General features: G+C 67.0%; 8 protein-coding genes. 4 read left to right on the forward strand and 4 right to left on the reverse strand.

All coding sequences use genetic code 11. The features are described 5' to 3' along the window. Nucleotides 1-78: 78 nt before the first annotated feature. The 4 genes from ACQGNW_RS11915 to ACQGNW_RS11930 all read left to right on the forward strand — a co-directional run bounded on the left by ACQGNW_RS11915 (nt 79) and on the right by ACQGNW_RS11930 (nt 8,953). On the forward strand, nt 79-3,105 hold the full coding sequence (locus ACQGNW_RS11915) for a TonB-dependent receptor (protein WP_426663392.1): 3,027 nt from the start codon (nt 79-81) through the stop codon (nt 3,103-3,105). 190 nt (nt 3,106-3,295) lie between these two features. Beyond that, nucleotides 3,296-4,633, forward strand: a complete 1,338-nt coding sequence (locus ACQGNW_RS11920; RefSeq protein WP_426663393.1) for a DUF3472 domain-containing protein — start codon at nt 3,296-3,298, stop codon at nt 4,631-4,633. Nucleotides 4,634-5,004: 371 nt separating this feature from the next. Continuing rightward, nucleotides 5,005-7,065: an alpha-galactosidase gene (locus tag ACQGNW_RS11925; protein ID WP_426663394.1), complete on the forward strand. Its 2,061-nt coding sequence runs from the start codon at nt 5,005-5,007 to the stop codon at nt 7,063-7,065. 34 nt (nt 7,066-7,099) lie between these two features. Beyond that, nucleotides 7,100-8,953 (forward strand): beta-galactosidase, encoded by a 1,854-nt coding sequence (locus ACQGNW_RS11930; protein ID WP_426663395.1) that lies wholly within the window; start codon nt 7,100-7,102, stop codon nt 8,951-8,953. A gap of 8 nt (nt 8,954-8,961) precedes the next feature. Here ACQGNW_RS11930 and ACQGNW_RS11935 read toward each other — a convergent pair whose 3' ends face one another. The 4 genes from ACQGNW_RS11935 to ACQGNW_RS11950 form a co-directional block, all read right to left on the reverse strand. Further along, a complete protein-coding gene (locus tag ACQGNW_RS11935; RefSeq protein WP_426663397.1) occupies nt 8,962-9,255 on the reverse strand; it encodes a hypothetical protein in 294 nt (97 codons plus the stop codon). 388 nt (nt 9,256-9,643) lie between these two features. Next, entirely contained in the window at nt 9,644-10,801 is a 1,158-nt protein-coding gene (locus ACQGNW_RS11940) for an isovaleryl-CoA dehydrogenase (RefSeq protein WP_426663398.1), read from the reverse strand. 176 nt (nt 10,802-10,977) lie between these two features. Continuing rightward, on the reverse strand, nt 10,978-13,113 hold the full coding sequence (locus ACQGNW_RS11945) for a M13 family metallopeptidase (RefSeq protein ID WP_426663399.1): 2,136 nt from the start codon (nt 13,111-13,113) through the stop codon (nt 10,978-10,980). Nucleotides 13,114-13,242: 129 nt separating this feature from the next. Beyond that, entirely contained in the window at nt 13,243-14,127 is an 885-nt protein-coding gene (locus ACQGNW_RS11950) for a LysR family transcriptional regulator (protein ID WP_426663400.1), read from the reverse strand. Between the last annotated feature and the right edge of the window lie 13 nt (nt 14,128-14,140).

The following is a 14,140-nucleotide window of genomic DNA, read 5'->3' on the forward strand; positions in this document are numbered from 1 at the left end:
TACGAACAATCCGTGGGCTGCGGGGGTGCTGGGCTTGCGGATATCCAGAAGCAGTTCATTACATTCCGAGGGGCATTCATGAAATCCAGCAGATGCATTCCGCTGCGACAGACCGGCCTGGCCACGGCTCTGGGTCTGTTGCTGGCGTCCACGGCCGCGCATGGCCAGTCCACCACCAGCAGCATCTTCGGCCGCGTGCCGGCGCAGTCGGGCGAAAGCGTGACGGTCAGCAACGGCGCAGGCCTGACGCGCACTGTCGGCGTCGACAGCCAGGGTCGCTACAACGCCACCCAACTGCCGGTGGGCACGTATTCGGTGAGCCTGATGCGCGACGGCCAGGTGGTGCAGCGCCGCGACAACGTGGTGCTCAAGGTGGGCGTGGGCGCGGACGTTTCGTTCAACACGGAAGCCGCCACGGGCGGTGCGGAGAACGCGACGCAGCTTTCCGGCGTGAGCGTGACCGCCAGCGCGATCCCGCCGATCGACGTCAGCTCGGTGGACTCGCGCACGGTGCTTACCGCCGACCAGCTGGCCAAGCTGCCGCTGGGTCATACGGCGGAAGCGGTCGCGTTGCTGGCGCCGGCGGCGAACATCGGCGCCGGCGGCGCGAAGAGCACGACCGGCGAGTCGCTGGTCAGCTTCGGCGGGTCGTCGTCCACCGAGAACGCGTACTACCTCAACGGCTTCAACACCACCGACCCGAACCTGTCCGCGGGCGGCATCACCTTGCCGTACGGCTCGATCGAGCAGGAAGAGGTCTACACCGGCGGCTACAGCGCCCAGTACGGGCGCAGCGACGGCGGTGTGCTGAACATGATCGGCAAGAGCGGCACCAACGAGTGGCATTTCGGCGGGCAGTTCCTCTACGAGCCCTCCGCCTTGCGCGCGAACCAGGACAGCACCTACTACGCGAACGGCCTGCCACCGTCGCCGGTGGCCGGCCGGCTGTACGACCCGCGCAACCGGAACGGCAGCTGGTCCTCCGTCTACGACCTTTACGTGGGCGGCCCGATCATCAGGGACAAGCTGTTCTTCTTCGCCTCGGCGGAAATGACCCACACGCAGGGCAACACGGTCAACAGCGTCGACAGCGGCACCGATTCGCACTACCGGAACACGCTGCCCAAGTGGTACGCCAAGGTCAACTGGAACATCACCAGCAACAACCTGCTGGAATTGACCGGTGCATCCGAGAAGAGCCTGTCCAGCGGCACGGTCTACAGCTATGACTACGACAACCTGACCGACGCGGGCTTCAAGTCCTACGCCAACAACACCAAGCACGGTGGCGACCTGTGGCTGGCGAAGTACACCGGCTACCTCACGGACAAGCTGACCCTGACCGCCATGTACGGCAGCATGAAGACGCGCAGCTACAGCGAGAACCCGGCCTACGACCCGAGCCTGACCTACCTCAGCGGCTACACGAACCAGAATCCGGCGCTGAACGGCGGCACGCCGATCACCAACAACCAGACCGTCAGCAGGATCAGCAACCCGGGCCAGAACTTCGTGACCACCAACCTGCGGGTTGCGCTGTCCTATGCCCTGGGCGACCACACGATCACCGCGGGCATCGACAACCTGCGTACCGCGGCGCGCGACCAGGCCGACCTGACCTCCGGGCCGGGCTACCTGTGGCAATACGGCCACACCAGCACACCGGGCGATGCGTTGTTCCCCGGGCTCGGCGTAGGCGCGCCAGCCAGTTATCCGAACGGGGCGAGCGGTTACTACGCCTCCAAGTACATCTTCAGCCAGGGCGGCAACCTGTTCTCCAGCGAGAAGGCCCAGTACATCGAGGACCAGTGGCAGGTCAACGATCGGCTGCTGCTTTCCATCGGCCTGCGCGACGACAGCTTCACCAACACCAATGCCAGCGCCAGCGCCTACATGCGCCAGACCAAGCCGCAATGGGCGCCGCGCCTGGGCTTCAGCTGGGACGTGTTCGGCGACAGCACGTTCAAGGTGTTCGGCAATGCCGGCCGCTACTACCTGGGCTCGCCGATCGCCCCGGGCGACCCCGCCAACGGCTACGTAGCCACCAATCAGTACTACACGTACAGCGGCATTGCGGCGGACGGCACGCCGACCGGCCTGACGCAGATGTCGCCGCCGGTGTCGCCGAACGGTGCCTATGGCCAGACGCCCGACCCGCGCACCATGACGGTGACCAGCCTCAAGGCGATGGACCAGGACGAGTTCATGCTCGGCTTCAGCAAGACCGGCGGCCCGAACTGGGTTTACGGCGCCAAGCTCACCCGGCGCATCCTGCGGCACGTGATCGACGATTACTGTGATGCGCAGGCGGTGGTGGACAAGGCGGCTGCGGAAGGCATCACCGACGTCAACGACGCCACTTGCTATTACATCAACCCGGGCCAGGCCAACACCTTCGCGGTGCAGGATCCGAGCGGCGCGTTCCACAGCGTGACCTTGTCCAATGCCGAAATGCATTTCCCGCATGCGGTGCGCCGCTACTACGGCCTCGAAGGCTTCCTGGAGCACCCGTTCGACGGCAAGTGGTACGGCAAGATCAGCTACACCTTCTCGCGCAGCTACGGCAACAGCGAAGGCCAGGGCCAGTCCAACATCCAGGCCACTGGCGGCACGCAGAACGAAGACTGGGATTTTCCGGAGCTGATGGTCTACGCCAACGGTCCGCAGGGCAACGACCACACGCACGTGATCAAGGCCTACGGCTACTACGCGGTCACGCCCGAGTGGATGGTGTCGGCCAACCTCAACCTGACTTCGGGCGGCCCGAAGTACTGCCTCGGCTACTACGGGCCGGGTCAGAGCGACCCGGACGGCTACGGTTCCAACTACCACTGGTGCAACGGCCAGCCATCGCCGCCGGGAGCGACGGGACGCCTGCCGTGGATGAGGCAGCTTGACGTGGGTGTCCACTACCGTCCGGCGTTAGCCGACCACAAGCTCGCCTTCAGCGTGGACGTGTTCAACGTGTTCAACGGGCAGGCGCCGCTGAACCTGAATCCCCACTACAACGGCAACAGCGGCGGCACGCCGAACCCGCTCTACGGCACGCCGCTGGTGCTGCAGCCGCCGCGCTACGTGCGGCTCGGCGTCACCTACGACTACTGAACGTGGACGGCGGCGTGCCGCGCCGCCTTGCAACAAACCGCCGCCCGGCCCTGCCGGGCGGCGGCTTCGAACCGATTCGCGACGCACGCCGGCTGGTCCTGCGGCTTCATCCGCGGCAGCCAGCCACGGACAAACGATGCGGGCGCGGATCACACATGCTCTCTTTCTCACTCGTGATTACGGAGGCTTTGTGCGGAAACTCGGATATCGAATTGGCGGGTTATGGCTTGCATCCGGTTTGTTGCTTGGTTCCGGCTTGTTCGCGGCGCCCGCGGCCGAAGCGCTGCCCACGACGGTTCCGTTGGGCGGCAATGCGTACATCACCCAGTCCAGGAACAAGCCGGACGAGACGATCGACGACACCGGCCTGCACAACTGGGATTCGCCCTACACCACGATCAGCACCTATGTCGACGTGATGCAGCCGGGCGATCTGCAGGTGTCGCTGGTCGGCAGCCTGTCCGGCTCGACCCAGAGCACGGTCAAGGTATCCATTGGCGATCAGTCGCAGACCGTCGCGCTGGCGCCAGCGGACGTGGCAAACACCGTGTTCCCGGTGGGCACGTTCAGGATCAACCAGCCGGGTTACGTGAAGATCGACCTGCGGGGCGTCTCCAACAACGGCGGTTACTTCGGTGACATCTCCGGGCTGCAACTGGACGGCACGGCGACCGCTGGCGGTCTGCTCTTCGCCGATGATCCGGGCAACTTCTACTGGTCGCGGCGCGGCCCGTCGGTGCATCTGGGCTTCAATGTTCCGGCCGAGACGGAATATTTCTACAGTGAAGTCACCGTGCCGGCCGGGCAGGACCCGGTCGGCACGTACTACATGGCGAACGGGTTCAACGTCGGCTACTTCGGCATGCAGGTGAACGCCCCGAACAAGCGCTGGATCCTGTTCTCGGTGTGGGATCCGCCGGGCGGCAGCACCACGCTCGTCGCCAAGGGCAACCAGACCATCGTCAACAATTTCGGTGGGGAAGGGACCGGCGGACAAAGCCACATGATCTGCAACTGGCGAGCGGGCAGTACGTATCGCTTCGTCACGCGCGCCCAGCCCGACGGCCAGGGCAACACGCTGTTCTCGGCCTGGTTCGGCTCACCCCAGGGCGAGAACGCCTGCGGCGACAACGGCCAGGGAGGCAACGAGGTACAGGCGGGCGTCAAATGGCATTTTGTTGCCACGTGGAAATATCCCGGTACGTCGACGTATCAGCGGGGCGTGTATTCCTTCCTCGAGGGGTTCAATCCCGACACCGGCTATCTTGGCCGCCGCGCGAGTTTCGGCAACGAGTGGGCGATCAGCTCGAGCGGTGCGTGGACCGAGATGACATCGGCCTGGTACGACGTCGACCCCACGGGATACAACAACCAGCGCGCGGATTTCGCCGGCGGAGCCGTCGGCAACCAGTTCTATCTGCGCAACGATGGCTTCTTCACGCCTTCGGTCGCATCGCACCAGTGGTTCTATCGCCAGCCGAACGGCATCCGGCCCGATGTGGATCTCGGCAAGCTGCCGGAACAGTAAGCCCAACGCAGGCAGCCGGCGCAGGGAGGGCGCCGGCTGCACTTCCGCGCAGCGGCGGCACAAGCGAGGTCATGTTCACGATGGCTTCCTTGCCTCTCCGGGACAACGCTGCAGGGCAGGGACCCGGCGCCACCTTTCCATTCGCGTCGGGATGAGCGTGTCCACGTGCTGCAGCGTGGCTTGCCCTCTGGCGCAACGGACGGATTTCGGCATTTGCTGCCGCTGCTGAACGACGGACATCCGTTTTTGATGCAAGGCATTTCCGGCGCATGCCGCACAGCCGTGCCGTACGGCGCTTCCAGCACAGGCATCGACAGGCTTGCCCATACGCTGGGCAGGTCGGTGCCACCAGATCGATACGAGAGGTAACCATGGCAGCATCGCATCCGCACTCGCTTCGTTCGCCACGCACGAGCGTGCTGGCGTCCTGGCTGCTCGTCGCGCTGGCGGGCCTCGGCCCGGTGCACGCCGGGGACAGCGTCGCCAGCGGCAAGCTGGTGCTGGCGCCGGGCACCGCGATCTTTGCCGACCGGCAGGGGGAGGAGAGCTTCGGCAACGCCGCGATCGAGGCACGCTGGAAGCTGGACAGCCGGCACCTCGTTGACTTCACCGTGACCGACCGCGTGCACCGCCGCACCCTGCGGGTATCCGCGCCGTTCGCGCTGGTGATGGCCGACGGCAGCATGATCAAGGCCGCCGACATGAACCTGCTGTCGCTGCCGCACGTGGTGGCGCTGCCGGTGGATGCCAGGTCCTCGCGGCTGGCCGGTCGGATTCCCGGCAAGGCGGTCGCGGCCAGCTTCGGCGACGCGAACGGCCGCTTCCGGGTGGACTGGAAACTCGTGCAGCGCGACGGCTCGCCCTACCTGCGCGAGGAAGTGGGCATCACCGCGCTCAAGCAGGCCGAGAAGATCGCCAAGGTCTTGCTGCTGGAGACGAAGGTGGCCGGTGCCGAGGTGGAAGGCACGGTGAACGGCTCGCCGGTGGTGGCCGGCGACGTCTATCTCGGCTTCGAGAACCCGCTGTCCGAGAGCACCGCGTACCACGACGCGGTGAAACTCTCCATGGCCCGCACACTGCCGCTGGAGCAGGGCAAGACGGTGGCCTACTCGGCGGTGGTTGGCGTGGTGCGCGGCGGCCAGCTGCGCCGCGACTTCAATAGCTACGTCGAGCGCGAACGCGCGCATCCCTACCGCACCTTCCTGCATTACAACTCCTGGTACGACATCGGCTACTTCACCCCGTACACCGAGGCGGAGGCGCTGGACCGCATCAACGCCTTCGGCCGGGAGCTCGCCGTGAAGCGCGGCGTGAAACTGGATTCGTTCCTGTTCGACGACGGCTGGGACGACTTGAGCGGCAGCTGGAACTTCAGCAGGGACTTTCCGCACGGCTTCGTGCCGCTGCGGGAGGCGGCCGCGAAGTACGGCGCCGCGCCGGGCATCTGGCTGTCGCCGTGGGGCGGCTACGGCAAGCCGTGGCAGGAGCGCGTGAAGAGCGGCAAGGCAGCCGGCTACGAGACCAACGACGGCGGTTTCGCGCTGTCCGGGCCGAAGTACTACCAGCGCTTCCACCGGGTGGTGATGGATCTGCTGGACAAGGACGGCATCAACCAGTTCAAGTTCGACGGCACCGGCAACGTCAGCAGCGTGTTCCCGGGCAGCCGCTTCGACAGCGACTTCGCCGCGGCGATCCAGCTGATCGGCGATATCCGCAAGGACAAGCCGGACACCTTCATCAACCTCACCACCGGCACCTGGGCGTCGCCGTTCTGGCTGCGCTACGCCGACACCATCTGGCGCGACGGCGAGGACGACTGGTATGCCGGCGTGGGCACGATGCGCGAGCGGTGGATCACCTACCGCGACCAGCAGACCTACCAGAACATCGTGCTGAAGGGTCCGCTGTTCCCGATCGACTCGCTGATGCTCCACGGCATCATCTACGCGCGGAAGAACCCGCGCCTCGACACCGATCCGGGACACGACTTCGCCAACGAGGTGCACTCGTACTTCGCCACCGGCACCGAGCTGCAGGAGATGTACATCACGCCGTCGCTGCTCACGCCGCAGGACTGGGACACGCTGGCGGACGCGGCGAAATGGTCGTGCGCCAACGCCGACGTGCTGCGCGACGTGCACTGGATCGGCGGCGACCCCGGCCGGCTGGATGTCTACGGCTGGGCCGCGTGGTCGCCGAGGAAGGCCATCGTCACCCTCCGCAATCCGGACGACAAGCCGCAACTCGCAGTGGTCGACCTCGAGCGCCAGTTGCAGCTGCCGCCGGGCGTGGCACGCCACTTCGACGTGCGCGACGTGTGGCGGAGCGGCGGCGCCGACGTGCCGAAGACGCTGGATGCCGACCGCACGGGCACGATCAAGCTGCTACCGTTCGAGGTCCTGACCCTGGAACTGACGCCGGCGGCACGCTGAACATCGCTGCGCCTGCATCGCAACGGAGGACACCATGCGACGCCGGGATTTCCTGAAGTTGTCCCTGCTGGCGCCGAGCCTGCCGGCGCTGCCGCTGCCGGCGGCACCGGGCAGCCGCGCGATGGCGGCGATGCCCGACGGCCGGCCGCACCGCTTCCAGCTGTCGAAGCGGCACTTCCTGCTCGACGGCAAGCCGTTCCGGATCATGAGCGGCGAGATGCATCCGATCCGCATCCCGGCCGAATACTGGCGCCAGCGCATCCGCATGGCGAAGGCGATGGGGCTGAACACCATCGCGGTCTACCTGATGTGGAACGCGCTGGAATCGGAGCCGGGCGTGTTCGACTTGCACACCGGGCGCCGCGATTTCGCGAAGTTCATCCGCCTCTGCCAGGAAGAAGGCATGTGGGTCTACCTGCGCCCCGGTCCCTACGTCTGCGGCGAGTGGGATTTCGGCGGGCTGCCGCCGTATCTGCTGCGCCATCCGCACATCCGCGTGCGCGACAAGGATGATCCGGACTACATGGCCGCGGTGCGTCGCTACATCGCCACCGTGGCGCCGGTGCTGCGGCCGCTGCTGGCGGTACACGGCGGGCCGATCCTGATGGTGCAGGTGGAGAACGAATACGCCTCGTTCGGTCGCGACCTCGCCTACCTCGAAACGATACGCGCGCTGTGGCAGGAACACGGCGTGCACGGGCCGTTCTCGATCTCCGACGGGCTCGGTCAGATCCGCGCGGCGAAGACCTGGCTGCCCGGCACCGCGCTGGGCCTGGACGGCGATACCGACTTCGCCGCCGCGCAGGCCATCGCAGGCGAAATGCCGGTGTGGATGGGCGAGGGTTATCCCGGCTGGATCACCCATTGGGGCGACCGGGAGTTCGCGCGCGGCGACTTCGCCGGCACGCTGGCCAGGCTGCTCGCCGAAGGCCGCTCGTTCAACCTGTACGTGGTGCATGGCGGCACCAACTTCGGCTTCGGTGCCGGGGCCAACGCGGACAACGACTACGCGAACTTCCAGCCGGTCATCACCAGCTACGACTATGGCGCGCCCATCGACGAACAGGGCGCGCCCACGGCGGACTATCACGTCTTCCGCCAGTTGTTCGCGGCGCATTCGGCGCAACCTCTGCCCGCGTTGCCCGCAGTGCCGTCGATGGCGAGCTTCGCCACTTTCACGCCGCAGCCGCACGCCTCGTTGTGGGACAACCTGCCGGCCGCTAAGCAGGTGGGGCAGCCGCAATCCAACGAGCTGCTGTTCGGCCAGGACCACGGCTTGGTGCTGTACCGCCACGCGACGAAGGGCGGCGGCGAACTGACCATCGACGGCGTGCGCGATTACGCCACCGTGTTCCATGGCGGCCGCCACGTCGATTGCATCTCGCGCGTGAAGCATCCGAAGCTGCGCGCCGGCAACACGCTGCGATTGCCGGCGGGCCGGGACGAAGCGCCGCTGGAGATCCTGGTCGACAGCTTCGGCCACGTGAACTACGGCCACGCCATGGCGGACCGCAAGGGCCTGGTGGGCGAGGTGCACCTCGACGGCAAGCCGCTGGAGGGCTGGGAGGTGTTCGGCCTGCCGCTGGACGAGGCGTGGCTGGCCGCGTTGAAGCCGTTGACCGGCAAGCCCGCGCGGCCCGGCGTGTTCTTCAAGGGCACGCTGTCGCTCGCGCAGGCGGGCGACTGTTACCTCGACATGGCGGACTGGGCCAAGGGCTACCTGTGGGTCAACGGCCGCCTGCTCGGGCGCTACTGGAACCTCGGCCCGCAGCAACGGTTGTATTGTCCCGCGCCGTGGCTACGCGTCGGCGACAACGAGGTGCTGGTGTTCGACATGCACCGCACGGAAGGGGCGCTGATTCGCAGCGCCGAATCACTTTCGACTTAGTTTGCGGGCTACCACAGCATCCAGAGGAACAGCGCCACGGGTTGCACCAGACAGAGAATGGATGCTGCCAACGCGCGTATGCGGGCAGCATGGAAACTGTATCCGGCGAGCCACAACGAACAGAGTGGAGCGAGCATCCCGACCAGCATGAACAACAACGAGCGGCGGCGCATGGCATCGAGCTGGGCAGCGGTTACCCATGGCGCGGGATCGCCAAGTTGGGAAAGCGCGCCGTAGCTGCCCAGCACTCCGCCAATTACCACCAGAACTAACGCAAGGTTTGCGGCGGTCGCTGGCTTCATGTCGTGGGCTCTCTAGGCCTTGCCGTGGAACAGCTCCCGCCCGATCAGCATGCGGCGGAATACGGTTTGGCGTGCCGGCGCCGATGCTCTTGATCGGCGCCGTGCTTCACGCCTTGCCGTGGAACAGCTCGCGGCCGATCAGCATGCGGCGGAATACGGTTTGGCGTGTCGGCACCGATGCTCTTGATCGGCGCCGTGCTTCACGCCTTGCCGTGGAACAGCTCCCGCCCGATCAGCATGCGGCGGAATACGGTTTGGCGTGCCGGCGCCGATGCTCTTGATCGGCGCCGTGTTTCACGCCTTGCCGTGGAACAGCTCCCGCCCGATCAGCATGCGGCGGAATACGGTTTGGCGTGCCGGCGCCGATGCTCTTGATCGGCGCCGTGTTTCATGCCTTGCCGTGGAACAGCTCGCGCCCGATCAGCATGCGGCGGATCTCGTTGGTGCCGGCGCCGATCTCGTAGAGCTTGGCGTCGCGCAGCAGGCGTCCGGCAGGGAACTCGTTGATGTAGCCGTTGCCGCCCAGCGACTGGATCGCCTCCAGCGCCACCTTCACCGCGTTGGTGGAAGCGTTGAGCAGGCAGGCGGCGGGGTCGACGCGCGACTTGATGCCGGCGTCGAACTGCTGCGCCACCATGTAGGCGAAGCCACGCGAGGACTGCAGCGCGGTGTACATGTCGGCCACCTTGGCCTGCATGATCTCGAACGTGCCGATCGGCGCGTTGAACTGCTTGCGTTCGCGCACGTAGGGCAGGGTGAGGTCCATCGCCGCCTGCATCAGGCCGATCGGGCCGCCGGAGAGCACCAGGCGCTCGGTATCCAGGCCGCTCATCAGCACGCGCACGCCTTCGTTCACCTCCCCCACGACGTTCTCGGCGGGGATCTCGCAGTCCTCGAACACCAGCTCGCAGGTGTTCGAGCCACGCATGCCGAGCTTGTCCAGCTTCTGTGCGGTGCTGAAGCCCTTCATGCCCTTCTCGACGATGAAGGCGGTCATGCAGCGGCTGCCGGCCGGACGCGGCGCGGTGCGCATGTAGACCAGCAGCACGTCGGCGTCGGGGCCGTTGGTGATCCACATCTTCGAGCCGTTGGCGACCCAGGCGTCGCCCTTCAGTTCGGCCTTGCAGCTCATCGAGCCGACCACGTCGGAGCCGGCGCCCGGTTCGCTCATCGCCAGCGCGCCCACGTACTCGCCGGAGCACAGCTTCGGCACGTACTTGCGCCGCTGCGCCTCGTTGCCGTTGTGGAAGATGTTGTTGACGCACAGGTTGGAGTGCGCACCGTAGGACAGGCCCACCGAGCCGGAGGCGCGCGAGATCTCCTCCATCGCCACCATGTGCGCGAGATAGCCCATGCCGGTGCCGCCGTACTCGCTCGGTATCGTCATGCCGAGCAGGCCCAGCTCGCCGAACTTGCGCCACAGGTCGGCCGGGAACAGGTTGTCGTGGTCGATCTGCGTGGCGCGCGGCGCGATCTCCTTCTCCGCGAAGGCGTGCACGGTGTCGCGCAGCAGGTCGATTTCTTCGCCGAGCGGGAACGGGCGCATCACGGGCTCCTGATCGTGGGGACTTAGCCGGAAGATAGTAGCGCAGCGGGGCGGGCTGGCTCTGACGCGGCGCACCAGTGGCGGCACCTCTCCGCGCCGCACGAAAAAAAGCCGCGCTTGCGCGCGGCGTCGAGGAGACTGCGGGCCGCGACGGATGCCGCCGCGGCCCGAGTGGCTTACCAGATCTTCACCTGCTTGTCGCCCGAACGCACCATCGCGTCGCCAGGCTTGCACTGGAAGGCGGTGGCGAAGGCGCTCATGTCCGACGGCGCGGCGATGGCGCGGACCGCGATCGGCGAGTGCGGATCGGTGTTGAGGCGCAGCTCCGCTGCCTTCTCGCGCATGCTGCCGCGCCACACGCGCGCCCAGTTGAGGAAGAAGCGCTGATCCTCGGTGTAGCCGTCGATCTTCGCGTCGGCTTCCTTCGGATCGGCCTTGAGCGCGGTCTGCAGCGCGTCGTAGGCGATGTTGAGGCCGCCCAGGTCGGCGATGTTCTCGCCCAGGGTCAGCTTGCCGTTGACGTGCAGGTTCGGCTTGTCCTTGATCGGGGCGTAGCCGTCGAACTGTTCGACCAGCGCCTTGGTGCGTTCGTCGAACTGCTTCTTGTCCTGCGGCGTCCACCAGTTGGCGCGGTTGCCGTCGCCGTCGAACTGGCTGCCCTGGTCGTCGAAGCCGTGGCTGGACTCGTGGCCGATCACCGCGCCGATACCGCCGTAGTTGATCGCGTCGTCACCGTTCGGATAGAAGAACGGCGCCTGCAGGATCGCGGCCGGGAAGTTGATGGTGTTGGTGCTGGGATCGTAGTAGGCGTTGACCGTCTGCGGGGTCATGCCCCATTCCTTGCGGTCGGTCTTCTTGCCGATGTGCGACAGGTCGAACTGGTAGTTGTACTTCTGCGCGGCCTGCAGGTTGGCGTACCAGTTGTCCGGGCTGATGGTCAGGCCCGACCAGTCGCGCCACTCGCCCTGGTCGGGATAGCCGATCTTGGGCAGGAACTTGTTCCACTTGTCGATGGCCTTGGCCTTGGTGGCGTCGCTCATCCAGTCCAGGTGCTCGATGCGGTTCTTCAGCGCGTCGCGCACGTTGGTGACCAGCTGCTCGGCGCGCTGCTTGGCTTCCGGCGTGAAGTACTTGGCCACGTAAAGTTCGCCCAGGCCCATGCCCATCGCGCCGTTGACGCCGCCCAGCACCTGCTTCCAGCGTGCCTTCTGCTCGGGCGTGCCCGTCAGGGTCTTGCCGTAGAAGGCGAACCGGTTGTCACGGAAGGCCTTGGACAGCGCGTTGGAGGCGTCGTCGATGGTGTGGAAGCGCAGGTAGGCCTGCCACTCGGACGCCGGCGCGGCAGCCAGCAGCTTGTCGAACTCGGCGAAGAACTTCGGCTGCGACAGCGAGAAGCCCTTGTCGATGGTCACGCCCTGGGTCTTGAAGAACTGCTCCCAGCTGAAGTGCGGGGTGACCTTGTCGGCGTCCTTCACGCTGACGAAGTGGTACTGGTTGTCGAGGTTGCGCATCTCGGTGGGCGCCAGCGAGGCGCCGGCCAGCGCGGTCTCGAACTTCATCACCTGGTCGGCCTGCTTCTTGGCGTCGGCTTCGGCCACGCCGGTCAGCTCCAGCGTCTTGGCGATGTAGGCGAGGTAGGCGGTGCGCAGGTCCTTGTACTCGGGCTTGAAGTAGTAGTCCTTGGTGGGCAGGCCCAGGCCGCCCTGCATGGCGTAGCCGATCTGCTGGGTGGCGTCGTGGAAGTCGGCGCCGGAACCGAAGCCGAACACCTGGCCGTCGCCCTCGGCAGCGGTCTGGTCGAGGTAGTTCACGATGTCGGCGGTGTTCTTCAGGCCGTCGATCATGGCGAGCCTGGGCTTGATCGGGTCGAAGCCCGCCTTCTCGATCGCGGCATCGTCCATGCCGGACTTGTACAGCCAGCCGATCTTCTGCTCGACCGAGCCGGCCTTTGCGCTGTCGGCGTTCTTGGCGGCGTCCTCGACCAGCTGGTGCTGGTCGTCCAGGCTCTTTGCGTACAGCTGGACGAACGATCCCCACATGGGGTAATCCGACGGAATCGGGTTGGCCGCGACCCACTTCGCATTGACGAAGCCGTTGAAGTCCGTGCAGGCCTCGCTGCCCGGGCCCAGCTCGCCGACGTCGAACACGCTCTTCGGCGCGGCGGCCGCGGCGGTGGTGGCAGCCGTGGCCGGCGCAGCGGTGGCCGGCTTGGCCGGCGCCGGGGCGGCGGCCTGCTCGCTCTTGCCGCAGCCGGCCAGCGCCAGCGCGACGGCGGCGGCCAGCGCCAGAGGCTTCAGGAATTGCTGGGTCATGGATTTCCCTCTCGTGGAGTGTGTGGTTCCGCCGTGGCGGTGTTTGCGCTTGCGGGTCGGTCGCGGGCATGCCTGTCCGCGGCGGCCATGACCGTCCACGCTAGGTCGATCGTCATGGTCGGCACAGTGTCAAAGGTCAGGGGTGGTTCCGGCAACCAGGGCCAGCCAGGCGCGCGCCGCCGCAGAAAGCTGTGTGCCCCGGCGCCAGGCCAGCACCATGCGCCAGCGCAGCTCGCGGCCGGCCAGCGGCACCGCCGCCACGCCGCTCAGCCGGCGCTCCTCCACGGTCAGTCGCGGCAGCAGCGCGATGCCGCCGCCGGCAGCGACCAGCGCCACGATGAAGTCCACCTGCGAGCTGTGCACGGTCTCGCTGGGCACGATGCCATGGCGGGCGCAGGCGTCGCGAATCAGCTGGTTCAGCGCGAAGCCCTGCTCGAACAGGATCAGCGGCGACTCGGCCAGCCATGCCAGCCGGAAGCGCGCAGCGCCCGCGCGGGGGTGGGACTCGGGCAGCAGCGCCAGCATCGGCTCGTCGCGCACTGGCTGGTGCTGCAGGCCCGCGCCGGTGGGCAGCAGGGTGGCGGCGATGTCCAGCTCGCCGTCCAGCACGGCCTGCTCCAGCCGGCGGCTGCCGTGCTCCATCAGGCGGATCTCGATATCGGGATGCTGCTGGCGATAACGCGCCAGCAGCGGGGCGAACAGCACGCTGCTGCCCAGCGGCGGCAGGCCCAGCCGCAGCTCGCCGCGGCGCAGTCCGCGCAGTGCGTCCAGCTCGGCGCGCAGGCGTTCGCCCTCGGCCAGCGCGGCCAGCGCGTGCCGGTGCACCAGCTCGCCGGCCGCCGTGAGGCGCACGCCGCGGCGGCCGCGTTCGAGCAGGCGCGCGCCGCACTCTTCCTCCAGCTGGGCGATCGCCTTGCTCAGCGTGGGCTGGCTGGCGTGCGCGTGCGCACTGGCGCGGGCGAAGCCGCCGTGGCGCACCACCTCGACCAGGTAGCGCAGGGCGCGGGGATCCATGATGTATTCCTTT

Source organism: Rhodanobacter aciditrophus, from assembly GCF_050026795.1.
GTDB lineage: Bacteria > Pseudomonadota > Gammaproteobacteria > Xanthomonadales > Rhodanobacteraceae > Rhodanobacter_A.